Source organism: Siphonobacter aquaeclarae (genome assembly GCF_900103285.1).
Taxonomy (GTDB): Bacteria; Bacteroidota; Bacteroidia; order Cytophagales; family Spirosomataceae; genus Siphonobacter; species Siphonobacter aquaeclarae.
Map to the genome: position 1 here is coordinate 415,464 of NZ_FNGS01000002.1, position 23,558 is coordinate 439,021.

Here is a 23,558-nt window from a genome sequence, read left to right on the forward strand (position 1 = left end):
GCAGCTATGACCATCAACGAAGCCCAGAACGAAATCATCGAGGAGTTCGATCTTTTCGACGATTGGGAAGGGAAATACGAGTACATCATCGACCTCGGCAAGAAACTCGCTCCCCTGCCGGAAGCATACCGTGACGAGGATCACATCATCAAAGGCTGCCAGAGCCGCGTCTGGCTGCATGCCGAACTGAAAGACGGGAAAGTCGTGTTTCAGGCGGATTCCGACGCCATCATCGTCAAAGGTCTTATTTCGATGCTGGTACAGGTTTTGTCGGGACACCGGCCGGAGGAAATCGTGAATGCCGACCTGTACTTCATGGAAAAAGTAGGTCTGCAGCAACACCTGGCCCAGACCCGCGCCAACGGACTGGCCTCGATGGTCAAGCAGATGAAGGCATACGGACTGGCATTCAGTTCATTGGTCAAACAATAAAACGGACCGGACGGTCCTCTACTTCCCATGTCGGAGTCGGAACTGCGGGAAAAGGTTGTAAATGCGCTCAAGTCGGTATATGACCCGGAAATTCCGGTCGATATCTACGAGCTCGGGCTGATTTACGACATCAAGATTTTCCCGGTCAATAACGTGTATATTCTCATGACGCTGACGTCGCCCGCCTGCCCTTCCGCCGGAACCATTCCCGGAGAAGCCGAGCAGAAAGTGCGGGAAATCGAAGGCGTCGCCGATGTATCGGTTGAACTCACGTTCGACCCTCCCTACAGCCAGGACATGATGTCGGATGTAGCGAAGCTCGAATTAGGTTTTATGTAAGTAATCAAACTAACAACAAAGATATGTCCATGTACCCTGCCGAACTGGTGCTCCCGATGCGCCTCGACATCACTGACGGTGGTTTCCAGGAACTCCATACGCCGGAAGAAGTAGACAAGACGATGGAGATCGCCAAGGAAGGCACTACTCTCCTGTTTATCAACTCAGTATGCGGTTGCTCTGCCCGCACGGCCCGTCCGGGCGTCAAGTGGGCGGTACAGCATTCACAGTACAAGCCGGATCACCTCGTCACGGTTTTCGCCGGCGTAGACATGGAAGCTACAGCACGTGCGCGGGAATACACCCTGCCCTACCCCCCGAGTTCTCCGGCAGTAGCGCTCTTCAAAGACGGCGAACTGGTTCACTTCGTAGAACGTCACCATATTGAAGGTCGCCCGGCAGAAATCATCGCCCAGCACCTGGAAATGGTGTTTGACGAGTTCTGCGCTCCGGCTGAAGCGTAAGTATCCTCACGGCGGAAAGCGGCGCCGGTTTATCCGTACCGTATTTCATGCCGATCAACCCAGGCCCTCCCGAGTTCATCCCGGGAGGGCTTGCTTTTTGCAGGTATTTCTTATCTTCGCCGAATCCTTTTGACAAGGATCGCTTGTGACTGCATGGAAAAAATTCGCCACTTTTTCAATACCCTCTGGAAATACATCTGTTTTCCCTTCGTCTGGGTTTTTACCAAAGTCTGGAACCTGGTGCGGAAGCTGCTGGTCCGCCTGCTGGGAGACAAATACCTTTCCGCGGAAGCCAAAACAGCGGCTTTCTGGCATGACCGCATCCGGAACCCTTACTATTCCTTCAAAGAGAAACATCCCTGGCCCGGACGCATTGTCAGTGTTGTCGGAAAGATCGGACTGGCCGGGCTGATCTACTTTTTCATTCTCGAAACCAACTTCCTTTACCTCACCGGGGAAATGCCCAGCACCGAAGAGCTGGCCAACCCGGATCTGGCAGTAGCATCGGAGATTTATACGGCCGACGGCAAGCCGCTCGGCCGCTTCTTTACCGAAAACCGGACGCCCGTCCGTACGTTCGGCGAGCTGCCCAAACCGCTGGTTGACGCGCTTGTCGCGACGGAAGATTCCCGTTTTTACGACCACAACGGTATCGACTGGACGGCGATGGGCCGGGTATTTTTCGGTGTTATCACCGGAAGCCAACGGGGTGGTGGATCGACCATTACCCAGCAGGTAGCCAAAAATCTATTTAAGATCCGAAAGAAACAGGGTATTATCCGGAAGGGTATTCTGGGCTCGATTCCCTATTTCGGCTTCTTTGTTATCAAATCGAAGGAATGGCTCACGGCCATGAAACTGGAGCGGCAGTACTCAAAAGACGATATTCTGCTGATGTATTTCAACACGGTAGATTTTGGTTCTAATACCTATGGTATCCGCACCGCTTCCCGTGTGTATTTCGGCAAACAGCCGCAGGAACTGAATATCCAGGAGGGCGCCGTTCTGGTCGGTCTTCAGAAAGCGACAACCAGCTACAACCCGTTCCTCAATCCGGTCCGCTCGAAAGAACGCCGGAATGTTGTACTCGGGCAAATGGCGAAGTACGGCTACCTGAAGCCGAAAGAGGCGGATTCGCTCTCGCAGACGGACCTGGGCGTCCGGACAGACCGGGAAAAGGCCCTGCAGGAAGAAGAAGCCGTCGGCTACGAAGGGTATTTCAAGAAATACATTGCTGAAGTCGTGAACAAATGGGCAGAAGCGAACGACGAGCGCGTCGATTTGTATACCGACGGGTTGAAGATTTACACGACGATCGATTCGCGCCTGCAGACGGAAGCCGTTGGCGCTGTAGTTGAAACCATGCGCAAAACCCAGCGGGATTTCGGCAACCACTGGGGTAACCGCAACCCCTGGATCTACGAAAACGGGCAGGAAATACCGAATTTCGTTGATTCGGCAGCGAAACGCACCGAAGCGTACAAGGCATTGGCCAAGCGCTTTCCGAATCAGCCTGATTCCATCCAATATCACCTGAAGAAAATCAAGCGTACCTCCGGTTTCTTTACCTGGAACGACAAGGCCCGCAAGGAAGGCGATCCGCAGTTTGTCCAGAAAGAGCAGACGATGACGTCGTACGACTCCCTTTCGTACTACAAGAAACTGCTTCAGGCAGGTATGTTCTCCATGGATCCTAATACCGGCTATATCAAAGCCTGGGTGGGTGGTCTGGATTATTCTTTCTTCAAGTATGACCACGTCCGGCAGGCCAAACGCCAGCCCGGGTCTACGTTCAAACCGATTATGTATTGTGCGGCGATCGATGGTCCGCGTGACCTCAGCCCCTGCTATCAGGTTCGGGATCAGGCATTTACCAAACAATACGAAGAAGGAGGCGAGGTAAAGACATGGTCTCCTCAAAACGCCGAAGGCTACTTCACCGGCCGGAATATGACCCTGCGGGAAGCGATGGCCCGGTCTATCAACTCGGTAGCGGCGCAGGTTACGGACCTCGTCACGCCGGATACGGTTGTGTACTATGCCCATAAACTCGGCATCAAGAGCCGCGTGCAGGCTGTACCTTCTGTGGGATTGGGTTCGGAAGACGTTTCGCTGTATGAAATGGTGCAGGCCTATGCAACCTTCATCAATGGCGGGTTCAAAATGGAACCGCAGCTCGTAGTCCGGATTGAAGACCGTGACGGTGAAGTCATCGCCGATTTCACGGAAGATGCTGTGAAAAACCGTACGCAGGTGATCCGCCCGGAGTCGGCCTTCCTGCTCCGGAATATGCTCCAGGCGGGGGTTACAGGCGGCGGTACTTCGTCGCGCCTGCTGTGGGACTTCAACCCGAAGGGTGTCACCCGGCAGACGCTGTATGATTCTTTTGGTGGAAAAACCGGAACAACCTCCAACTACTCCGACGGCTGGTTTATGGGCGTCACCCGTGATCTGGTTACAGGCGTATGGGTCGGAGGCGATGACCGCAGTATTCACTTCAAGGGAAAACGCGGAGAAGGCGCCCAGACCGCCCTGCCGATATACAAGGACTTCATGCTCCGTATCCTCAACAAGGGATACTATACCCTCCAGCCTTTCCCGAGCGAGAAAGAGCTGAACCTGGTGATTTCGAAAGAGTACAAATCGTGTAGCCAGATCTGGTATGAACCGATCGAAAGCGACACGACCAACTACTTCGAAGGCGATTCGCTGGAAGACCTGTTTGCGCCGCCGATCATTGATCCTGCCGCGCCAGTCGACAGCAACGTAATCAACAATTGAGTTTCATGCCCGATCAACATAGCATTGCCGCCTGGTTTCAGGGGCTTCAGGATTCCATTTGCCAGGCACTGGAACAGGCCGACGGCTCGGCCACTTTCCGGGAAGATACCTGGGAACGTCCGGGCGGCGGGGGCGGGCGCTCCCGCGTGATCGCCAACGGCGCCGTACTGGAAAAAGGAGGCGTCGGTTTTTCAGCGGTTCACGGGGAGATTCATCCTCAGATGCGGGCTTCGCTGGGCGTGGAAGAGGGTACGTCCTTTTTTGCGACCGGTGTGTCTATTGTCCAGCACCCTGTCAGCCCGAAAGTTCCGATTATTCACATGAACGTGCGGTACTTCGAGCTTTCGAACGGTACCTGCTGGTTTGGCGGCGGCATAGACCTGACGCCGCATTATGTTGTTGACGAAGACGCACGCTGGTTTCATCAGCAGTTGAAAGAGGTATGCGACCGCTTTTCACCTGACTATTACCCCCGTTTCAAGAACTGGGCCGACGACTATTTCTTCTCGCCCCACCGGAACGAGACGCGCGGCGTAGGAGGTATCTTTTATGATCATCAGAAGCCTTCGGATGAAGCAGCTGCCGAACACCTCTGGGCGTTTACACAAGCCGTAGGCAGCTCTTTTGCCCCGATTTATACCGAGTTAATTGCCCGGCACAAGGACGAGCCGTATACGGAACAGGAGCGCGACTGGCAGCTTCTCCGCCGCGGCCGGTACGTAGAATTTAACCTGGTACACGACCGGGGTACGAAATTCGGCCTCGAAACCAATGGCCGGACGGAATCCATCCTCATGAGCCTTCCGCCCCTTGCCCGCTGGGAGTATGATCATCACCCGGCAGAAGGAAGTCCGGAGGAGCTGACACTTTCGAAACTTCATAAAGGCATTGCCTGGATCTAGGTATGTGGACCTGCCCGGTTTGTCAGCAGTCATTTGTCAGGGCTAATCAGACGCATTCGTGCAATGACCGCACGGTTGCCGACTTTCTCGCCGGAAAGTCGGCCCATACGCTGGCGCTTTACCACCACTTTCTGGAAGAATACGGGAAGATCGGAGACTTTGTCCTGCACCCGGCGAAGTCACGCATTTCACTCGCGCGGCAGGTGCGTTTTTGTTCGATTAACCAGCTGGGACGGGATTTTCTCCACGTCGTATTTACGTTCAAAGAACCTTATTACGACAACCTGTGCTTCATCAAAATAGGGCAGTTTCCGGGCAGCCAGCTGTTTAATCATCACTGTCGCCTCTATCGGCTGGAAGACCTTAACGAAGAGGTACTTTTCTACATGCGCAAAGCATATGAAGAGGCGGTACGCTAGTTTTGTTTCGACACATCTGCCGGTAGTTCATACAACAGCCAGTTTTTGTGGCGGATGTCTGTCGAATGTTGCTTCACGAGTTCGATGAATTTTTTGATACCCAGCGGTTCGTTGCCGTTTGGGTGAATCAGTACTACGCTTCCCTGCTTCGGCGCCTCCCCTTTCGCCAGCCAGGCATCGCTTCCCAACGGCAGCAGTCCGAGATCCAGTATACGGTCAAATACGGCTTTGTCCGAAATCAGTCCCGGGAAACGGAAAAAGATAGAGGGGAGTAAGCCCTTCTGCAACATCGCCTGTTCGTTGAGCAATACTTCCTGATTCAGATCAGTGCCCTTTTCGAGCAAAAAGTTGGCCGTCAGCGGCAATTTGGGATCGTACCGGTGATGGAAGGAGTGGTTGACCCAGGTAATCTCCAATAATCCTTTGGTTTGCAGGTTTTTCAGCCAGGCAAGGTCGTCGGCATGGGCCTGCATCCAGAGGCCGGTGATGGTAATCGTCACCGGTATGGGCCGTTCTTCCGGCCCGAAGGCGGCGATGAGTTCTTCAAAGAGCGAACGGGTGAGCGGTTTATGAGAAGGGCATAGATCCATCGTCAGGTGGAAGCCGCGCTCGGTCGTGTCGGCCCGTTCAATACCGGCGTCCTGCAGGGAGCCGTCCCGCTGGTATTCCTTCCGGAGTGCCTTTCCATATGGCGTCTGGGCGAGCCATGTTTCTTTTTCTCCCGGGGAGATGGCTCTCGCTTCGGTCAGAATGGATGTTTCCAGCGTCTGCACGTCAACGCCCCAATACAGACTCGTCGAACCTTCATTCCAGCTCCTGAGAATGAGCCGGTTACCGGATCGTCCGGAGAAAACGCGGTAATCCGTCAGTTGAGCGAATGAAGTAAGCGGAAGCAGTAAAAGCAGCAGAAGTCGTAACATGGGTCTTTGAAATGACCTCAAAGATACCCTTCTCAGGGCGAATTTGCCTTCTGTGTATTCTGTGAAGTCTGTGAGAATAAAAGAAATCTCTCACAGACTTCACAGAATACACAGACTTTTGCTCGCGAATCAGGCCTTCACGGCATGATCAGCCGGCAGGTTTTCTCCCTTTTCCCATAGCCGGCGGCTGGTCCAGTCGGCTGTGGGCGCCGACCAGAATACGTCCGTCGCTGCCAGTCCCAGCGGCAGGAAGGCTGTTGCCGTCAGGTACAAACTTCCGGTAGAGATATAACTTTCTCCCAGATCCGGCTGGTGTCCGGCCAGGCCGATGAGCAGCCAGCCGTTGGAATCGTAGTTCTTTTTGTCTTCGAGCGTCCGGCGCATGACAGCCGTCAGCGCGCCGCGTACCTGCGCAGGCTGAATATCGGCGGGTAGTTGTTTCAGGAAAGCCGTGTTCGCCAGGTGGTGAAAAGCGCCGGCGCGGTAGCAGATCGAGCGGCCAATAGGCGGATACGCACCATCCGGGCCGATGAGGCGCTCCTGAACGGCCGCATACCGGGGCGCGATTTTCTCCATGCGCGTCCGGAGGAAGTCATAGCTTCTGTCAGGAATCGCGCGAAGCATATCGACGATAAACGGCTGAATAACAAAGCTGTTGTAATAGTCCCAGTGAAACTCCGGGCCGTCGCCGAAAACGCCGTCGCCCTTGTACCACTGCTCATGCTGGCGAAGGGCATAGTCAACGCGCATCTTGTCGTATTCTTCCCCCACAGACGCAAAAAAAGCTTCGATCATTCCGCTGAATAACAGCCAGTTATTGAATCCGGGGCGGATGGTTCGGGTTTTGCGGAAAGCGGTCAATAACTCCTGCCGAACGTTGGCGTCAAGCGCTTTGTACAGCCTCGGGCAGCGGATCAGGCCCTGAGCGAGGAAGGCCGCGTCGACCAGCGGCTGACCGCCGTTATCGTAGTTGAGGTAGTCTTTGGCGTTGGGATTGACGGCATTGCCGAGGCCTTTGACCGCCAGTTGGAAATACCGCTGGCGAAGCGCTTTTTCATCACCGGAATCCAGTTGCAGCCACGGGCCAATACCGGCCAGCAGCCGGCCAACGGCTTCGAGGTGGGAATACTTGCGGCGGTCGGCCTCCTGTCCGGGTTTGGACTCCACCGGCATCCGGGCCTTCAGCTGATCGTCGGCGAGGGCCGTCAGTACCGGTTCAGCAATTTTGGAGAGCAGGGAAACCCAGTATTCCCGGTCATTCGCGCGGGGCTGGGCGAGCGCTTCAACAGGCCCGAGGCCGGCAAGCAACCCTACCCCACCCATTCCGCGAAGAAAGAAGCGACGTAGCATAGAAGTGTATTTTGGGAAGAAGACGATAGCCGGGGGGAGATACCCGCACTTGGATGGACCCGGATTTTTGCGGACCTTCCTGAAAACAACCGCTTCGCCATGAACACCGCCGCCTGGACCATCTTCACCAAACGCATACCCGTCAAAGCCGATATTCCCACGCTTTATCACGCCTGGACTACCCGCGAGGGGCTCGAGCGCTGGTTTTTGCGGGAAGCAGTATTTACCGCGCCGGACGGCCTCATCCGCCCGCATGCTGACTTTGCACAAGCGGGAGACGCCTACCTCTGGCGCTGGCACGGCTATGCCGATGATGTATTTGAAGCACGGGAAGTAACCGAAGCGAATGGTACAGACTTGTTTTCGTTCCGGTTCAGCGGCAACTGCCTCGTTACGGTACAACTGACGCCATACGATCAGCATACCCTCGTCGAAATTACACAACGGGAGATTCCTGAAGACAACAATCCCTCGACCAACCTGTATGTCGGCTGTGGAGAAGGCTGGACGTTTTACCTGGCCAACCTGAAGTCGATCTACGAAGGCGGTATTGACCTGAGAAACAGGGATATGCGACTGCAGGGGGTAGTGGTGAGTTCGTGAGGGGAGAATAATTGGCTGAGTAGCTGAGAGAGCGAGTATCTCTCTTCCACCGGCAAACAGCCAAACCATTTGAATACCAATGACTGTCTCGTAGCGGTGCAATGACGCAGGCCTTCCCCGGTGGTTGAGCCCCCGTCGAAACCGCCGGCAGCCGCCTTTTTCAACCCCACCGCTCCCGCCACGCTGGTTTCGACGTAGCTCAACCACCGGCTACGACGGTAAATGGCCAAACAATTCGAATAGCAAAGACGGTATTGTAGCGACGCATTGGCGTAGGCCTCCCCCCGGTGGTTAAGCCCCGTCGAAACCGCCGGCAGCCGCCTTTTTTCATCCCCACTGCCCCCACTACGCTGGCTTCGAAAGAGCCCGACTACGGCACCGCCAATCCCTCAGTCTCGAATACCAAATGCCAGACTATCGAGTGAACGGCTCTTAGGTCTTTTTGACTTTGAATTAAGTTCGACATTTCATCTATCTTTCTTATGTCCAGCGGTTATATGTATATCCTTGAATGCTCGGATGGGAGCTATTACGTGGGAAGTACCTGTCACCTGGAGAGGCGTTTAGCCCAGCATCAGAATGGAGAAGGGGCTAATTACACCAAAAGCCGTTTACCTGTTAAGCTGGTCTATTTTGAGGAGTTTCCTGATGTCGCGCAGGCTTTTTACCGGGAGAAACAGGTACAGGGATGGGGACGCAAAAAGCGGGAAGCATTAATTTGGGGAAGGCAAGATCAACTACCTGATCTTGCAAAAAAGTATTCATTGCGGGTGGAATCAACTCCACAAGACCAGACTCCCGGGACATAAAATTTTGCAAAGGCTGGTACTTCTCCCGCTGGTTAAGTCCCTCCAAAACCTTCGGCAGTTCTCTTTTTTCATCCTCACCACTCCCGCCACGCTGGTTTCGACGTAGCTCAACCACCGGCTATGACAGTAAACGGCCAAGCAATTCGAATAGTAATGGCTGTATTATAGCGGCGCATAAGCGTAGGTCTCCCCTGGTGGTTGAGCCCCGTCGAAACCGCCGGCAGCCGTCTTTTTTATCCCTACCTCTTCTCATACTTCCAATGCATCGACTTACCCTCTTCCAACTGCGCCAGGGCTTTTTCCTGTCGGCGGAGGCGGGTAGGTTCGGATTTGGCATCGGCGAACCAGTCGAGGTACTCTTTTTTGTGCGAGTAGCTCATTTTCTGGAAGTTATCGAAGGCATTTTCGCCGGTTTGGAGCAGATCAAGAAAATCGTCGGGAATGACAAGGGGTTTCTGTTCGGTGACGGGCTTTTCCCGCGTGAACTTTACCCCGCTGTCAATCAGCTCCATCGCATGGCGGATGTACCGGATCAGTACGTCGTCTGCCGGAAGATCCGCCAGCGTCCGGACCTTGCCGAGGCTACCCATCGCGGTATTTCCGCCGACGGGCGTCAGGATTTTCTCCGGGTCGTTCATATGTGCTCCCAGCCAGAACCCAAAGCCCAGGTGTTGCTTGAAGGCCGCCACCTGGCAGAGTATTTTGCCCTTGTAATCAAAACTCGGTACGCCCCATTTGATGGCTTCGGCTACGTCCGGGCAGGCTTCGTGCACGAGCTCGCGGAGATGCCCGAGAATGGGAACGGCATACGGCGCCGCTTTGTCAATGTAAACATCCACGCGGGGATCTGTCTTACCCATGGTGTTTTCGTTTGAGGATGAGCGCAGCGACCAACGAAACAACTACTCCCAGCGGAAATATTTCCATCAACGTAATACCGACCAGTCCATACCACGTATCATACCAGGAAAACATCATTTTCATCTGGTCTTTCATCGCCTGAATGTCTTCGGCACTCTTGCCGGTTTTCTGCATTTTCTCTACCGTCAGCTGTACATACTGCTGCGGAAAATCAGGATAGACATTTTTGTAAATGATGATCCAGGTGATCACATACAGCGCCGAAGCGATTGCGGAAATACCCAGTCCGATCAACAATCCCTCTTTGAATGTCACGCCGCCCCGTTCTCTTCTATAGCGTAAAATCGCGACAAAAATCATCGAGAAAGCCAACAGCATCGATGAATAGCCTATGACTTCCCCCCACTCCATGTGAAGTGTCGGATTGTTTTTCGCAAAAATCATCGAAACACTCATGAATGCCGAAACGATGACGCCGGCGAGGAGGCCAAAGGTGAGGATGTGTTTTTTCATCGCATGGGGTTAAGGGCATGGGGCATGGGAAGTTACGAAGGCCTATAAAAAACGCAAGGGGCGCAGGGCCGAAAAATCGACCCCGTGCCCCATGCCCTCTGCCCCCTGCCCTCTCACCACGAAAACTTCCACCCCGCCTTTCCCTTTGCGGAAGGGCGGGTCTGTTCCAGGATGATGCGGCGGATCGGTTTGTTGTTCCAGCCATAGTGAAAGGCCTGGTCATCCTGGGTATCCAGCGGTACCAGCTCCTCGCGAACCGACCAGTTCTTATGGTCATAGTGAAGATGTACCGGCTCATGGCCCTCGCCGCGGAAGGTGATTTTGCCGGGCAGAAGGTGTTCTATTTCGTCGACCGTCAGGAAAACCTGCTGCAGTGATCCGGGTTTGTCTTTCAGCTCATAGGCGTCGTCGACAAGGACCGCTTCGGCTTTCCGGTCGAGCGTCACGACACGGTTCCAGGTAACCAGACCGGCGCTATCCGCAAACGCCTTCGCGATGTTCATGGAGAGCGACGAGGCCAGCGGCGTTCGTTTATAGCTGACGTTCTGGGCTTCATATTTCCGGCCTTCTTTCTGTCCGAAACCATTGACAATGGGCAGGTTATGAAATTGTGAACGCGTAAACCACAGCTGATAGCGCCGCTTGGAAAAGGTATTAGCGGTGTACGTTCCCCGGCCGGCGTCGATGATAACAGGCCGGCCGTTTGCGTACAGGATAAAGTCACCGACATCGTTATGATTATGGCTTTCATCGTTATGCCCGCCGTGCGTAGCCAGGTAAAGACCTTTGGCCGACCGGGCCGTCATGACCTGCACATCCGGAAACCAGGCATCTTCCACCTCCCGGAACGGAGGCAGCGTCGATTCTTTCACGGGCTTGACGGTCAGCAGGTTCCATAATTGTCGCTGCCGCATAAACGAGTTGATCGCCCGCGGAATGCCGAATTGTCCAAACGCCCATGCACCAAAACGCGTCAGGGTATCATCCTTGACCTTTTGTCCATAGCGGAACAGCAGCAGGCCGTCCGGTTTCATCACTGGATCAGCATCGGCAAAATCCACAAAATACGGACCGGCGATATGCATTTTATAGACATATGACGCCATGTTTTTCACCAGCGGCTCGCTGAAGATATCCACTTTGCCGTTCGTGGCCGATTGCAGGGTTTCCAGCGCATCGAAGGCGCAGCCTCCCGCCGCAAACCAGTACATCGGTCCTTCATCGGTACCGCCATCATCCCCTAATCCGTTGAGATACAGGTCGAGGCCATTCATCGCGGCGTAGGCCATCTGGGCGCGGCGTTCTTCGTCTTTCTCCAGCAATAATCCCGCAGTCAGCCAGTTCGACATGATCCAGGGATTCCAGTTATTGACCTTGCTCTTCTTGCTGAGGTATCCGTAGCGATTGGGTACCTGAATGGGTTTGAAAATGCGCTGATCGGTCTCCACATAGATCCGCCGCCGGACCAGCGGCGATATCTTTTCGAGCTGCGGGCCGACGAGGTAATCCGTCAGCGCCAGTACCGCCGCCGTTTCCGCTGCAAAAAGGTCTACCGTTCGTTCTTCCACGTCAGGGAGACCGCTGCCCGCTTTCTGCGTACCGATATGCGCCGGAACGCCCCAGTAACTCTCTTCGCAGATCGACCAGATCCCATCGAGGATGTAGTCCAGAAAGCGGCCCTTGCCTTCGATGGCTTCGGCTATCGCGATATCAAGCAGGTCATGCCGCTTGTTGAAGGATACTTCCTCGTACCGGCTGCGGTTGGCTACCCGGACGTACTCAAGGGTCAGCGAGGCCGGCAGTGATGGAAACCCGCGGCGCGCGGCAGTCTCCGCCCGCAGGATCAGCGCACTTTTGAGGCTGTCGGTCAGGGCCGCCTGCCAGGCTTCGGGAGACGAGGGGAAGGGCTTCCACTGATCTCGCGGAATCAGGCTGCTGCGAAAGTCCGGCCAGGAATACCGTGTACCGAGCAGATTGCGGGACTTTACCTGCGCCGTGAGCGACACCGGCAGCAGCAGGAGGAGAAAAAGGTACTTCTTCATCATGCGTTTTATTTTTCCGGGAAAGTCAGTGAACTCCTGCCCAGGTCCCTGGACGTGGCCAGGGCGATTGTCCGTTCGCCCTTTTTGTTCACCGCACAATAGAAATGATAGACAATTCCCTTCTCGACCACTACACAGGGCTTGTGCGCATACTGATCATCATAGGATTCGGAGGGAGAAATCAGGTCGGGACCGGTCCAGTCCGTCCAGTGAACGAGGTCGTAGGAACAGGCAAAACGCTCAAACGCCCCGGGTTTCCAGAAGGCGCCGAAGTAAAACATCACATAGACGTCGCCTATTTTCGCCAGCCAGGCATCTCCCGAAATTCCGGTCTGATGATCGATGACAGGCGCCTGCCCGAAACGCTGCCAGTGGCGCATATCTTCGGACACCGCCATGGCAATTCGTTCTACATCGCCTTTTCCTTCTGTTGACGTCTTTCCTTTTGCGTTGTAATACATGACGAAACGGTAACCCGTTTTCCTGGCAGGATCTTCGACAACTGTGCTTTTGTAGATCGTGACGTTGTCGTACCAGCGGGCATCCTTGTCAGTCGGCAGCAACACCGGGCGTAGCTCACGGGTCCATTCTGCCGGTTCAATCAGTTTTTGGGAAGAAGCGATTCCGATACCGAGCATTCCTGCCTCATATCCCTGCGAAGCTCCGCCGAGGTACGATAACCAATACCTCCCGTCATACCGGCCGGCTTGGTAGCTGCCGCCCCAGCGCCAGTCCAGCAAGGCGAGGTACCCTGCTTTCTGATTGGCGTCCCAGGTATTCCGGGTATTGGAGAGAATACGTCCGAGGGTCTCCCAGGAAAGTAAATCGGCGCTTTCGGCCAGCCAGGTTTCATACCCTTTTCCGTCGAAAACGATGTAGGTCATGTACCATTTTCCGTCTTTCCGGAAGACGCTCGGGCTGTCGACCATTTTGCCGGCATCCGGCGGGACGACGACGCGGCCGTATTTGAACGGAGTACGGATCGTTCGGTAAATCCGCTGAAGGGTGCTGTCAGCAACAGTTGTCTGGGCAACGGCAGGCGTAGCAATGGCCAGCAGCGCGCAGCAAATCCATTTAAACATTTGGTTCAGAGGTCTGTCTTTCAACTGAATAACGGCATTTTCCAAAGATAGTACCCTTTTCATAACCGGATTATTTCGGGATGTCATTTCAAGAAACCCTCCGGCCGGAGACTTGTGTAAACGGTTTGGTATTCCCCGTTGTCCCGGCGAGTTTCCGGTATCCAACCTATCCTGAAACATGACGGAAGATTTTTTGTATTACGTCTGGAAATTCCAGCGGTATGACCGCACGGCACTCCGGACCGAAACCGGCGATTCCCTCGAAATTCTTCACCCCGGCCTGCGGCACGACCATGCCGGTCCCGATTTTCACGACGCCCGGCTGCGCATTGGCGGTATTGAATGGGCCGGCACGGTGGAAATTCACGTACGCGCCTCTGATTGGCAACGGCATCGCCATGACGCCGACGTCGCCTATAGCAATGTCATCCTGCACGTCGTCTGGGAGCTTGACCAGCCCGCGTACCGAAAAGACGGCACTCCCGTACCGGCGCTCATACTGGAACCCAGAACCGATACTACCTGGCTGGCTCGCTACCGGGAGTGGACCGAACAGGCCGACGAGCTGCCTTGCGGGAAGCAGTTCCGGCTGGCGACGGTGCTGACAATCAGAGGCATGCTCGACCGACTCCTCATCGAACGACTGGAACACAAAGCAGAAAAAGTAACCGGTATCCTGGCCAAAACGCAGAACGACTGGGAGGAAACGACCTGGCAGCTACTCGCCGGAGCCCTCGGGGCCCCCGTCAATCAGGAACCGATGGAGTGGCTGGCGAGGCTTCTGCCTGCCGGCCTCCTCCGGAAACTCACACCCCGGCAGGCAGAAGCGCTGCTCTTCGCTGCCTCGGGACTCTGTCCCGAAGAATTCACGGATATATATGCCGAAGAATTACGGGTAGAAGGCGCCTTTCTGCTGAAGAAATACGGTCTTTCGCCGTTACCCGCATCGGTCTGGAAGTTCATGCGGCTGCGCCCTCCGGCGTTTCCGACGAGGCGTATTGCTGAACTGGCGGCATTACTCGCCGTCAACAACCGCCTTTTTATACCCGGCGAAGACCTTTGTTTTTCGTTTGCGCTGCCGGACTACTGGACGAGCCACTACCGGTTCGGCAAGGCGGCGAAGAAGCCGGTGCCGTCTCCGGGTATCGGGCTCCCGCTTACGCTCATCATCAACGCCCTGACCCCGGCATGGACGGCCTATGCCCGGTATCGCGGGGATGAATCCCTGCTGGAGTCGGCTATCTCCCGCCTCGAGGCCCTGCCACCGGAAAATAACCGAATTACCCGTCTCTGGGAGACCTATGGACTTACCTGCGCAAACGCCGCCGATTCACAAGCGGCGCTGCACTGGTACCGGTTTTACTGTCAACAGAAAAGATGCCTGAGCTGCGGCGTAGGCGCGAATCTTCTCGGGCGGGCATATCAATGAAATCCGGATTTGGGAAGGGTCTCAAACAGCGTTTTGACTTCGGCCAGCCGGTTTTCGCCGTTCATCGCGAAGTACCAGAATACTTCCAGGTCTCCTTTGTGCATGGCCTGGTTCATGTCTCCGCTCTGGGTTTTGTGAGAAGCCTTGACCCAGTCGGCGACAATCATATAACTATGCTTATTTCCCTCTCCGAACGTATGCGAGCGGTCATATTCAAATACAGGTCCGGTAACCCGTGTTTCCGGATAGCCCTCCAATCCCGAAAAACGGAAGGTATAGCCCCTGTTTTCGGCTTGCCCGCCAAGCACAATCGGTTTTCGTGCGCCTTTATACCGTTGTGCGGCCCGAAGGGCACTCAGACTCGCGGCTTTATGGTGTGCGTGCTGGCCTTCGTGGGGAACCATGCAAAAAATGTAGTCATACTGGCCGCGGGCGAGGATTTCGTCAAGGCGGCGGTCGATTACAGCCGTATCCCAGCGTTTACCTGAGAGATATGGCTTTTCGTCCCGGTTATAGAAATCATCCAGTTGATCAAAGAAGAAGAAATTACTGATACCGAGAATTTCACCGGAAGCCATCATTTCTTTCTTACGTAAAAGCGGAAGTTTTTTGCGTCCGGTAGCTGAGTCCAGGAGATTCTGTCCGAAATAACTCGAAGCTACCATACCGTTGTAGCCACCGGAGGCGTCGGTCAGCAGCGCGAGATCAGCCGAGCCCTTCATCTCATGGGTAATTTTGAAGACGGTGACCGGAAACATGGTTTCATCATCCGGATGCGCAGTCACGATCAGTACTTTGGGCCCTTGCGCCCACGCCCAGCAGGGCAGCAGAAAGAGGAGAAGTAGACGTTTCATGGTGAATAGAAGCAGTGTATCAGGAAAATAAAGTAAAGACGCGGCATATCAGGTGCGAGGTCGCAGGCTGACAGGAATAACGAGCTTCAGCCCGGACCAGGTATCATCTACGGCGCAGACTTTCACGTCCACCAGACCGATCGCCAGCGCGGTATCGCGGATGAGGTTTTCAGAAATATCCGTCAGCACGCCCGAAGCCTTCTTCGGCCAGGAGACCCAGATCATACCGTTGGGGTGGATTTGTGCCTTCAGCTCCGGGAGCAGTTGCTCCAGTTCAGCCGCCCTGTCCGTAAAAAAATGAATGAAATCAACCGGGCCTGAATCAGGCCGGGAAGTACCTTCCGGAAAGTCCGCAAACAGGTCGAAATAATGCGCCGGAACGCCGATCAGGCGTAGGGTATTTCCGTGTTTGATACCCAGTTTCCGGGCAAGCGGGGTACTCGAATAACCGGCTGTTTTCATGCGTGCAAGGGGACAGGAAGTACGGCAATGTTACCTGAAATTCCGCGGAAAGAAAAAGACACAACTCGTTGATACCGAATCGACTATTGCCGCAAAATGCCCTTCCAGGGGGTATTTGAACGCACTTGGGGTAATGATTCATACAGGAAAGGGTAATATTCCCTCAAATTGCCTGTTTTCAAGCCCTGTGCATGCCGGTCTCCAACTTTTTAGCGGGCAGACTTGCGGATTGGAATTTTCTGGCTACTTTAGAGTGTTCCTTAAATGTAACATTATCGTGAAAAGTCCCTCGTTGCCGACTCTTCTGCCGAATCCACCCGTCTCGGGTTGAGAGAGGCTCTTTTCGCGAAGCCATTCTACTTCGTTCGCCCTATGATGGAACAACATGAATTCGACGATCATCTCCCCGAGGCTACCCGTGATTCTGTGCTGCGATTTGAAAAAATGCTGGAGAATCGGGAGAATTCGTTCTTCGATCTGGAAACATATGAACAAATCGTCGAACATTACCTGGAGGAGGGAAAACTAGAAGAAGCACTCAAAGCCTGCGAATACGGTTTAAGTCAGTATCCTTATTCCCTGGAACTGATGCTGAACCAGTCCCAGATTCTGGGCAATTTTCAGCGGTACGAAGAAGCGCTCGAATTGCTGGAAAAGGCATCCCTGTTCAATCCCCATGACCTGGATATTTTCTATCTCCGGAGCACGATTTTCGGGCTCATGGGCGATTATGAGCATGCAATTGAAATGCTCAAGGAAGTACTCGACTATGCGGAAGAAAAGGACGAGGTACATTACCACATCGGTATGGCTTACCAGCAATGGGGCAAGTTTGAAGAAGCGATTTTTCATTATCAGCAAGCCATCCAGTGCGACCTGAGTAATGAAAACGCGCTTTATGAGCTCGCCAACTGCCTCGATCAGCTCGGAAAGCTCGAGGAAAGCCTGCCGTATTACCTGGCGTTTACCGACCGGGATCCGTCGTCCTACAATGCCTGGTACAACCTCGGAATCGCCTATTCCAAACTCGAGCGGTTTGAGGAAGCGGCCGAGGCATATGAATATGCGACCTACCTGAAGAAAAACTTCGCGTCAGCATACTATAACCTGGGCAATACCTACATGAACCTCGATCGGTTCGAGGACGCGCAGGACGCCTACGAAAAGACGCTGAAAAACGAGGAGCCAACGCCGGAAACGCTCTGCTGCCTGGCTGCTGCCTTCGAAAAACAGATGAAGTACGAGGAGGCGATCAAGTACTACAAGGACGCGATCGCACTTGATCCGCTGTGGGACGAAGGCTGGTACGGCGTAGGCGTTTGCCTGTATGAATCAAACAAGTGGTTCCAGGCCCTGCACTTTCTCCGGAAAGCCCTGAATCTCAATAAGAAAAATCCGGACTACTGGCTGGCCGTGGCCGAAACCGAGCAGCGTATCGGTAATTCGGTTTCGTCGGAAGAGGCCTTCCGGGAAGGGGTAGAAGTCGCACCGGAAGATGTCGAAATCTGGGTTAAATGGTCCCTCCTCTATTACGAACAGGGAGAATTTGACCGGGCGTCGGATATCATCATGCAGGCGCTCGACGAATGCCCGGACGAGCCCGAGTTATACTATCACCTGACGGTATACCTGATTCATCTCGGCAAATTCAAGGAAGCCTTCCTGTACCTGGAAACCGCGCTGACGCTGAACTACGACATGCACCTGATGCTCTTCGATTATTTTACGAACCTGGAGACACAGAAAGCCCTCTATAAAATCATCGAGCAGTACAAGAAATAGGCAGATGCCGCAAACGGAAATCCGGGGTCACAAGCCCCGGATTTTTTTTGCCTCTTCCAGAACGGAAAGGAGCTGTGCCGTGGTGATTGACGTTCCGCAGCGGAAATGCCCTTCCGGGCACGCTTTCTTTCCGTGGATGCCGCAGGGCCGGCATTGCAGGTCCTCGGTCGTTTCAACAATTCGGGAAAAAGAAGCCTTCGGGCCGAAACCGAACGCCGGAACTGTTGAACAGAAAATGGCGCAGGTAGGCGCGTCAACCGACGAGCAGAGGTGCATGGGTGCTGAATCGTTGACATAATTCAGAACAGCGCCTTCCATCAGCTTCGCCGACTCAAGCAGGCTCAGTTTTCCGGCGACATTATGCGTTCTGCCGTCATTTTGCCGGATTCGCTCGCACAGTTCCGCGTCTCCGGGGCCACCCAGCAGGTACACGTCCAGTTCTGCCGGAAGCTGCTTCAGGAGTTCCGCCCAGGTATGCTCGGGAAGTTGCTTCGTAAACCAGACCGATGAAGGCGCCATGCAGACATAGGGTCGGGCTGGCTGAAAAGATAATTCCGGCGGGTACAAACGCGGCGGATATACTGTAGCATCTGTAAATGCAGCCACCAGATCAGTATTCCGTTCGATTTCATGGGGGCCGTCGAACCGGTGTATAACCTTCCTGTCAAACAGAAAACTAAGGGGATTTTTATCAAAACCGATGGTCGTTTCGGCACCGGAAAATGCCGTTAGAAACCCGGTCGTTGCATAGCGCTGCAGGTTGATGACGTAGGTATAGCGCGTCGCCCGGATCTTCCCCAGTAACTTCCGTAAGCTGGCATATTTGCCCTCTTTCTTGTCCCAGACAAGGGTTTCATGGAGAAAAGGGTGATTCCGGAGCAGGCCTTCGTTGCCGCGTCGTACCAGAAAATCAATCTGTGCCTCCGGAAAATGGACATGCAGTTTTTCAAGCAGGGAAGTCGCCAGAATCGCATCTCCGATAAAGGCGGTCTGAATGACCAGGATCTTCATGGGGCAAAGGTCGCAAAGAAAACCTTCCCGCCCAAGCGGCCTCAAGCGGGCAAACGACCCGGAATTCCCGCCGTTAACCGAAACGTTTTACCAATATTTGCCGTTGTTCCGTAAATTTGAGTTATTATCGGAAAATCCGTATTGTCCGTCCGACAGACCCCTTCGGCCGGTCTTCATGCACCGGACCGGACACTGAACTTTTCAATGGAAGATTACACCTTACACACGTTGCCGAATGGCATCCGGGTTGTACATAAGCAGCTTACCCACACGCAGATTGCTCACGTCGGAATTATGCTGGACATTGGTTCGCGGGATGAGCTGCCCCATCAGCAGGGACTTGCGCATTTCTGGGAACACATGGCTTTCAAAGGCACCGAAAAACGCAGCAACCTTCAGATTATCAATAAACTGGAGAACGTCGGTGGAGAGCTGAATGCCTATACCACGAAAGAGAAAATCTGTTTCCACGCCTCTGTCCTGAGCGAGCATTTCGAAAAGGCGATGGACCTGGTATCGGATATTACCTTTCATTCCGTTTTTCCGGAAAAACAGATTGAACGGGAGCGGAACGTTATTCTTGAAGAAATCGCCATGTATTACGACTCGCCGGAGGACGCCATTCAGGACGACTTCGACGAACTTGTTTTTGCCGGCCATCAGCTCGGCGCGAATATCCTCGGTACGCCGGAAAGCCTCCGGAATTACCGGAAAGAGCATTTTCTGGAATTTATCGGGCAGAATTTCGACACAGAGAAAATTGTCGTTTCCTCTGTCAGCAAGCTGCCGTTCAACAAAGTACTTGCCATCGCCGAGAAGTACCTGAAAGATATTCCGCGGGCATCGACGCAGCGGGTACGAACCCTGCCGAACGGCTATGCACCGATGGAGCAGGTTGTACGCCGACCGGTGACGCAGGCACAGGTAGCCTGGGGGCGGCGGGCATACGGCCTGTCGGAAGCGAAACGGTTGCCGTTTTTTGTGCTGACGAACCTGCTGGGCGGCCCGGGAATGAATTCCCGCCTGAACCTTTCCGTTCGGGAAAAGTACGGCCTGGTATATGGTATCGATGCGCAGTATACACCTTTTACAGACAGCGGATTTTTCGGCATTTTCTTCGGAACCGAACAGAAACAGCTCGGCAAAACCTTCTCGCTCATCCGGAAGGAGCTGAAAACGCTTCGTGACAAATCACTGACAACCAACCAGTTGCACATCACCAAACAACAACTGAAAGGCCAGCTGGCGATGTCTGAGGAAGGCAACATGAGCTATATGCTGATGATGGCGAAAAGCCTGCTGGATACGAACCGGATCGATTCCCTCGATTACCTGTTCCGGCAGATTGACGCGGTCACTTCTTCGCAACTGATTGAACTCGCCAACGAAATGTTTACCGAAGACCAGTTTTGCCAGCTTACCTTTTTGCCGGAAAACTGAGTACCTGCCGTCCTACTACCTCATGGATTTTTTACCCGAAGAAATAGAAATCTACTCGGAAGCACATACCAGCCCGGAAAATCCGTTATTACAGCGGCTGAACCGGGAGACGCACGTCCGGATCCTGCATCCCCGCATGTTGTCGGGGCATTTTCTGGGGCGCGTGCTGTCGATGATTTCCTGGATGGTGCGGCCGCTGCGCGTGCTTGAAATCGGGACCTATACCGGCTATTCGGCGCTTTGCCTGGCTGAAGGGCTGGCCGAAGGCGGTAAGGTTATTACGATTGATATCAACGAAGAACTCGAAGAATTTACCCGCCCTTTTCTGGAAGAAGCCGGAGGCCGGATCGACTACCGGATCGGAAATGCCAGGGAGATTATTCCGACCCTGACAGAGACATTCGACCTGGTGTTTATCGATGCCGACAAACCCAGCTACGACACCTATTATGACCTGGTGATGGAAAAACTCCGGCCCGGCGGATGGATTCTGGCTGACAACGTTCTATGGAGCGGGAAAGTGGCCGGATTGAACGGGAAAGTCGACCGGGACACGCGCCTGCTGATGGATTTTAACGACCGGATTCAGGCAGACGAGCGGGTAGAGAATGTTTTATTACCTATTCGCGACGGATTAATGGTGGTGCGAAAAAAATAATTGCCAATTTTACCTTTTCTGAATCCAGTTTTGGTTCAGAGCCTTTGGGTTAACCGAAGGTATCGTTAACCATTTCAACCATGATTAGAAGTTTCCTAACCCTGGCGTTCTGCTTTATTGTTAACGCGTATGCGTCTGCCCAGTTGTTTCAGGTTCCGGCCCGGGTGACGTTTGGGAATGTGGTGGTCAACATGAATACCGGGGCTCAGGACCTGGTTCAGACCGATGTCAACGCCCTTCTTTCCAACCGGAATACCCTCAACAGCCGGCTCGACAGAGCGGTGTTGTACTTCCCCATCGTCGAGAACATCCTGGCAGAAGAGAATGTCCCTGCGGATTTCAAGTACCTCGTCATGCAGGAGAGCGGCCTCGCTCCCGACGCCGTTTCCACTTCCAATGCCGTAGGTTTCTGGCAATTCAAGAAGGAAACCGCGCAGGAATTTGGCCTTCGGGTAGACGACGAAATCGATGAGCGCAAGAATATCCACGCCTCAACCCGCGCCGCAGCCCGCTACCTCAAAAAGAACAACGCGGTGACGCAAAACTGGGTTTCCACCCTCTACTCCTACTACCTCGGCCTGGGCGGTATTCGCAGCCTGGTTCCGACCGAATGGAGTACGGCGAAAGACATCAGCGTCACTGAAAAAACCGACCGGTACATCCTTCGCTGCCTGGCACACAAGCTGGTATACGAAAGCGAGCTGAAAGGCTACCGTACGGGTCAGACGCCTTTCTACGAATACAAAGCTGCCGGCGGCAAGACCTTTACCCAGGTAGCCGATCAGCTGGGTGTTGATGAAGTAGAGCTTCGTCGCTACAACCGCTGGGTAGGCGGTTCGAAAGTACCTCAGGATAAGGAGTATACCATGCTGGTGGTGGTGAGCAACAATCCTAACTCACCCGTGATTGCGTCAGCTGCGAATGGCCGGCCGACCGTCGTGCAGCCTACTGCTGCGAAGCCCGCTCCGTCGCGTCCGAAAGATCCTGAATTTCCGGTGTTGAAGCGCATTACGCCGACCGGCAAGAACCAGTCCAACGGTCCGATTTTCTACGAAATCAACGGCAAGAAGGGGATTCTTGCGCAGGAAGGCGACACGTATCAGACCATCGCCGACCGCGCCGATATCAAGTATTCCCGCTTCCTCTCCCGCAACGACATGTCTGAATCGGACGCCATCGTTGCCGGCAAAGTATACTACCTCCAGAAGAAGGCCCGCAAAGGAAATGTGCCTACGCACACGCTGCAGCATGGTGAATCGATCTGGGATGTCTCCCAGATGTACGGTATCCGGTTGCCTTTCCTGCTTCGCCTGAACCGTATTGCTTCTGCGTCGGAACCGCTGCAACCCGGACGGGTACTGAACCTGCAGAAACGTATTTCCTGCGACGTTGCGCCGGAAGTAGTGCCCCTGCCTGATCCGGAACCGGAAAAACCGGCTACGGAAGAGAAACCGGTTACCGATGTCGTAACGACGCAGCCGGCAACTACGACCGAGCCTGCCGCACCCGGCGATGTCAAGATAACGCCTTCCAATACGACTGCGCCGCAGAAAAGCTCAGGCCGTGTGGTACTCGTAGACGAAAACGGCAAGGTCGTTTCGGGTAATACGACACAACCGGCGACGCAGCCCGCTACCCGGCCGGCTGATAATCAGGCTGTCAATCGCCCGGCGGTGACGCCTCCGGCACGTACCGAACCGAGCCCGGCAGTAACCTATCCGGCGCGCCCCGCAGTTGAAAAGCCGAAGCCGGCGCCTGTGGAAGAAGTAGCTCCTTCGGGCGACGCGAATTCCTTCCATACCGTACAAGGCGGCGAAACGTTCTATTCCATTGCACGCAAATACCAGATGACGCCGGGTGAACTGCGGCGGCTGAACGGTTTCACCGATTATCCCAACGTGCGCATCGGTCAGCGTCTCCGCGTGATTGGCGGCATTTCTCCGGATGAAGTACCGATGACGGCCAAACAACCAACGGTAGCTCCGAAGCCGAATGTTACGGCGCCGGCTGAAACCAGCGGAGCATCCCAGTACACAGTAGGTCCCGGCGATACGTTCTACTCGATTGCCCGCAAGCATGGCATTTCGCCGGAAGAACTCCGCGATATCAATGGCCTGACAGACTTCCCCCGGGTGAAAGTAGGTGACAAGCTGATGGTGAAAGCCGGAGCAAAAGCGACGGAAACAAGCCGCCTGCCGTCGAACCGTGCTACGGGCGGCGTTACGACGCACATCATTCAGTCCGGTGAGACCCTCCACAGTATTTCCCGGAAATACGACGTGAAGGTCAAGGACATCATGGAGTGGAACAATATCTCCAGCGCCAACGCGATCCAGGCCGGTCAGAAGCTGAAGATCCGGAAGCCCTAGATTTAGGCTGATAGAAAAGTTACCTTTGCAGCGGAG

Annotated in this window: 22 protein-coding genes; 13 read left to right on the top strand and 9 right to left on the bottom strand. The window is 54.3% G+C overall.

Annotated elements, in window-relative coordinates; all coding sequences use genetic code 11:
• The first annotated feature begins 6 nt into the window (after nt 1-6).
• The 6 genes from BLR09_RS05255 to BLR09_RS05280 all read left to right on the top strand — a co-directional run bounded on the left by BLR09_RS05255 (nt 7) and on the right by BLR09_RS05280 (nt 5,337).
• Nucleotides 7-432, top strand: coding sequence for a SufE family protein (locus BLR09_RS05255; RefSeq protein WP_093198714.1), 426 nt, complete (start codon nt 7-9; stop codon nt 430-432).
• Nucleotides 433-459: 27 nt separating this feature from the next.
• Nucleotides 460-771, top strand: coding sequence for an SUF system Fe-S cluster assembly protein (locus BLR09_RS05260; protein WP_093198716.1), 312 nt, complete (start codon nt 460-462; stop codon nt 769-771).
• Between the two features lie 29 nt (nt 772-800).
• Nucleotides 801-1,235 carry a BrxA/BrxB family bacilliredoxin gene (locus tag BLR09_RS05265; RefSeq protein ID WP_093199667.1) on the top strand — a complete coding sequence of 145 codons (435 nt, stop codon included), beginning with the start codon at nt 801-803 and terminating at the stop codon, nt 1,233-1,235.
• Between the two features lie 153 nt (nt 1,236-1,388).
• A complete protein-coding gene (locus BLR09_RS05270; RefSeq protein WP_093198719.1) occupies nt 1,389-4,016 on the top strand; it encodes a penicillin-binding protein 1A in 2,628 nt (875 codons plus the stop codon).
• A 5-nt stretch (nt 4,017-4,021) separates the two neighbouring features.
• Nucleotides 4,022-4,918 carry an oxygen-dependent coproporphyrinogen oxidase gene (gene hemF, locus BLR09_RS05275; RefSeq protein WP_093198721.1) on the top strand — a complete coding sequence of 299 codons (897 nt, stop codon included), beginning with the start codon at nt 4,022-4,024 and terminating at the stop codon, nt 4,916-4,918.
• Nucleotides 4,919-4,920: 2 nt separating this feature from the next.
• Nucleotides 4,921-5,337, top strand: a complete 417-nt coding sequence (locus BLR09_RS05280) for a DUF5655 domain-containing protein (protein WP_176785461.1) — start codon at nt 4,921-4,923, stop codon at nt 5,335-5,337.
• Here BLR09_RS05280 and BLR09_RS05285 read toward each other — a convergent pair.
• The gene (locus BLR09_RS05285; RefSeq protein WP_093198723.1) at nt 5,334-6,257 is read right to left on the bottom strand and encodes a polysaccharide deacetylase family protein; all 924 of its coding nucleotides are present in this window, start codon (nt 6,255-6,257) and stop codon (nt 5,334-5,336) included. The two genes, BLR09_RS05280 and BLR09_RS05285, sit on opposite strands and share 4 nt — an antisense overlap.
• A gap of 129 nt (nt 6,258-6,386) precedes the next feature.
• Nucleotides 6,387-7,607 (bottom strand): DUF2264 domain-containing protein, encoded by a 1,221-nt coding sequence (locus tag BLR09_RS05290; protein ID WP_176785462.1) that lies wholly within the window; start codon nt 7,605-7,607, stop codon nt 6,387-6,389.
• A gap of 99 nt (nt 7,608-7,706) precedes the next feature.
• Here BLR09_RS05290 and BLR09_RS05295 point away from each other — a divergent pair, with 99 nt between their 5' ends.
• Nucleotides 7,707-8,210 carry an SRPBCC family protein gene (locus BLR09_RS05295; protein ID WP_093198728.1) on the top strand — a complete coding sequence of 168 codons (504 nt, stop codon included), beginning with the start codon at nt 7,707-7,709 and terminating at the stop codon, nt 8,208-8,210.
• A 497-nt stretch (nt 8,211-8,707) separates the two neighbouring features.
• A complete protein-coding gene (locus BLR09_RS05300; protein ID WP_093199668.1) occupies nt 8,708-9,019 on the top strand; it encodes a GIY-YIG nuclease family protein in 312 nt (103 codons plus the stop codon).
• A 239-nt stretch (nt 9,020-9,258) separates the two neighbouring features.
• Here the strand turns inward: BLR09_RS05300 and BLR09_RS05305 are convergent, their stop codons facing one another.
• From BLR09_RS05305 to BLR09_RS05320, 4 genes are all read right to left on the bottom strand, one after another.
• Complete coding sequence (locus BLR09_RS05305) at nt 9,259-9,879, bottom strand: YdeI/OmpD-associated family protein (protein ID WP_093198732.1); 621 nt, start codon at nt 9,877-9,879, stop codon at nt 9,259-9,261.
• The gene (locus BLR09_RS05310) at nt 9,872-10,393 is read right to left on the bottom strand and encodes a DUF4199 domain-containing protein (protein WP_093198735.1); all 522 of its coding nucleotides are present in this window, start codon (nt 10,391-10,393) and stop codon (nt 9,872-9,874) included. The genes BLR09_RS05305 and BLR09_RS05310 overlap by 8 nt, the downstream gene beginning before the upstream one ends.
• A gap of 113 nt (nt 10,394-10,506) precedes the next feature.
• Complete coding sequence (locus BLR09_RS05315) at nt 10,507-12,438, bottom strand: heparinase II/III domain-containing protein (protein ID WP_093198737.1); 1,932 nt, start codon at nt 12,436-12,438, stop codon at nt 10,507-10,509.
• 5 nt (nt 12,439-12,443) lie between these two features.
• A complete protein-coding gene (locus BLR09_RS05320; protein ID WP_093198740.1) occupies nt 12,444-13,517 on the bottom strand; it encodes a glycoside hydrolase family protein in 1,074 nt (357 codons plus the stop codon).
• A 178-nt stretch (nt 13,518-13,695) separates the two neighbouring features.
• On the opposite strand from BLR09_RS05320, the gene BLR09_RS05325 reads away from it, so the two are divergent.
• The gene (locus tag BLR09_RS05325) at nt 13,696-14,946 is read left to right on the top strand and encodes a DUF2851 family protein (protein ID WP_093198742.1); all 1,251 of its coding nucleotides are present in this window, start codon (nt 13,696-13,698) and stop codon (nt 14,944-14,946) included.
• Here the strand turns inward: BLR09_RS05325 and BLR09_RS05330 are convergent.
• Nucleotides 14,940-15,800, bottom strand: a complete 861-nt coding sequence (locus tag BLR09_RS05330) for a PIG-L family deacetylase (RefSeq protein ID WP_093198745.1) — start codon at nt 15,798-15,800, stop codon at nt 14,940-14,942. The two genes, BLR09_RS05325 and BLR09_RS05330, sit on opposite strands and share 7 nt — an antisense overlap.
• Nucleotides 15,801-15,848: 48 nt before the next feature.
• Nucleotides 15,849-16,262: a DUF3052 family protein gene (locus BLR09_RS05335; RefSeq protein WP_093198747.1), complete on the bottom strand. Its 414-nt coding sequence runs from the start codon at nt 16,260-16,262 to the stop codon at nt 15,849-15,851.
• Nucleotides 16,263-16,634: 372 nt separating this feature from the next.
• Here BLR09_RS05335 and BLR09_RS05340 point away from each other — a divergent pair, with 372 nt between their 5' ends.
• Nucleotides 16,635-18,044: a tetratricopeptide repeat protein gene (locus tag BLR09_RS05340; protein ID WP_317039194.1), complete on the top strand. Its 1,410-nt coding sequence runs from the start codon at nt 16,635-16,637 to the stop codon at nt 18,042-18,044.
• A 27-nt stretch (nt 18,045-18,071) separates the two neighbouring features.
• Here the strand turns inward: BLR09_RS05340 and BLR09_RS05345 are convergent, their stop codons facing one another.
• Nucleotides 18,072-19,055 (bottom strand): glycosyltransferase family 9 protein, encoded by a 984-nt coding sequence (locus BLR09_RS05345; protein WP_093198750.1) that lies wholly within the window; start codon nt 19,053-19,055, stop codon nt 18,072-18,074.
• A gap of 204 nt (nt 19,056-19,259) precedes the next feature.
• Between BLR09_RS05345 and BLR09_RS05350 the strand changes: the two genes are divergently transcribed.
• The 3 genes from BLR09_RS05350 to BLR09_RS05360 all read left to right on the top strand — a co-directional run bounded on the left by BLR09_RS05350 (nt 19,260) and on the right by BLR09_RS05360 (nt 23,522).
• Nucleotides 19,260-20,495: a M16 family metallopeptidase gene (locus tag BLR09_RS05350; protein ID WP_093198752.1), complete on the top strand. Its 1,236-nt coding sequence runs from the start codon at nt 19,260-19,262 to the stop codon at nt 20,493-20,495.
• A gap of 22 nt (nt 20,496-20,517) precedes the next feature.
• Nucleotides 20,518-21,153 (top strand): O-methyltransferase, encoded by a 636-nt coding sequence (locus tag BLR09_RS05355; RefSeq protein WP_093198755.1) that lies wholly within the window; start codon nt 20,518-20,520, stop codon nt 21,151-21,153.
• Nucleotides 21,154-21,233: 80 nt separating this feature from the next.
• A complete protein-coding gene (locus tag BLR09_RS05360; protein ID WP_093198758.1) occupies nt 21,234-23,522 on the top strand; it encodes a LysM peptidoglycan-binding domain-containing protein in 2,289 nt (762 codons plus the stop codon).
• The last annotated feature ends 36 nt before the right edge of the window (nt 23,523-23,558 follow it).

What these genes read in the sequence shown, in the direction of transcription:
- BLR09_RS05255 (WP_093198714.1), top strand. Translation starts at nt 7, where the DNA reads ATGACCATCAACGAAGCCCAGAACGAAATCATCGAGGAGTTCGATCTT.
- BLR09_RS05260 (WP_093198716.1), top strand. Translation starts at nt 460, where the DNA reads ATGTCGGAGTCGGAACTGCGGGAAAAGGTTGTAAATGCGCTCAAGTCG.
- BLR09_RS05265 (WP_093199667.1), top strand. Translation starts at nt 801, where the DNA reads ATGTACCCTGCCGAACTGGTGCTCCCGATGCGCCTCGACATCACTGAC.
- BLR09_RS05270 (WP_093198719.1), top strand. Translation starts at nt 1,389, where the DNA reads ATGGAAAAAATTCGCCACTTTTTCAATACCCTCTGGAAATACATCTGT.
- hemF (WP_093198721.1), top strand. Translation starts at nt 4,022, where the DNA reads ATGCCCGATCAACATAGCATTGCCGCCTGGTTTCAGGGGCTTCAGGAT.
- BLR09_RS05280 (WP_176785461.1), top strand. Translation starts at nt 4,921, where the DNA reads ATGTGGACCTGCCCGGTTTGTCAGCAGTCATTTGTCAGGGCTAATCAG.
- BLR09_RS05285 (WP_093198723.1), bottom strand. Translation starts at nt 6,257, where the DNA reads ATGTTACGACTTCTGCTGCTTTTACTGCTTCCGCTTACTTCATTCGCT.
- BLR09_RS05290 (WP_176785462.1), bottom strand. Translation starts at nt 7,607, where the DNA reads ATGCTACGTCGCTTCTTTCTTCGCGGAATGGGTGGGGTAGGGTTGCTT.
- BLR09_RS05295 (WP_093198728.1), top strand. Translation starts at nt 7,707, where the DNA reads ATGAACACCGCCGCCTGGACCATCTTCACCAAACGCATACCCGTCAAA.
- BLR09_RS05300 (WP_093199668.1), top strand. Translation starts at nt 8,708, where the DNA reads ATGTATATCCTTGAATGCTCGGATGGGAGCTATTACGTGGGAAGTACC.
- BLR09_RS05305 (WP_093198732.1), bottom strand. Translation starts at nt 9,879, where the DNA reads ATGGGTAAGACAGATCCCCGCGTGGATGTTTACATTGACAAAGCGGCG.
- BLR09_RS05310 (WP_093198735.1), bottom strand. Translation starts at nt 10,393, where the DNA reads ATGAAAAAACACATCCTCACCTTTGGCCTCCTCGCCGGCGTCATCGTT.
- BLR09_RS05315 (WP_093198737.1), bottom strand. Translation starts at nt 12,438, where the DNA reads ATGATGAAGAAGTACCTTTTTCTCCTCCTGCTGCTGCCGGTGTCGCTC.
- BLR09_RS05320 (WP_093198740.1), bottom strand. Translation starts at nt 13,517, where the DNA reads ATGTTTAAATGGATTTGCTGCGCGCTGCTGGCCATTGCTACGCCTGCC.
- BLR09_RS05325 (WP_093198742.1), top strand. Translation starts at nt 13,696, where the DNA reads ATGACGGAAGATTTTTTGTATTACGTCTGGAAATTCCAGCGGTATGAC.
- BLR09_RS05330 (WP_093198745.1), bottom strand. Translation starts at nt 15,800, where the DNA reads ATGAAACGTCTACTTCTCCTCTTTCTGCTGCCCTGCTGGGCGTGGGCG.
- BLR09_RS05335 (WP_093198747.1), bottom strand. Translation starts at nt 16,262, where the DNA reads ATGAAAACAGCCGGTTATTCGAGTACCCCGCTTGCCCGGAAACTGGGT.
- BLR09_RS05340 (WP_317039194.1), top strand. Translation starts at nt 16,635, where the DNA reads ATGATGGAACAACATGAATTCGACGATCATCTCCCCGAGGCTACCCGT.
- BLR09_RS05345 (WP_093198750.1), bottom strand. Translation starts at nt 19,055, where the DNA reads ATGAAGATCCTGGTCATTCAGACCGCCTTTATCGGAGATGCGATTCTG.
- BLR09_RS05350 (WP_093198752.1), top strand. Translation starts at nt 19,260, where the DNA reads ATGGAAGATTACACCTTACACACGTTGCCGAATGGCATCCGGGTTGTA.
- BLR09_RS05355 (WP_093198755.1), top strand. Translation starts at nt 20,518, where the DNA reads ATGGATTTTTTACCCGAAGAAATAGAAATCTACTCGGAAGCACATACC.
- BLR09_RS05360 (WP_093198758.1), top strand. Translation starts at nt 21,234, where the DNA reads ATGATTAGAAGTTTCCTAACCCTGGCGTTCTGCTTTATTGTTAACGCG.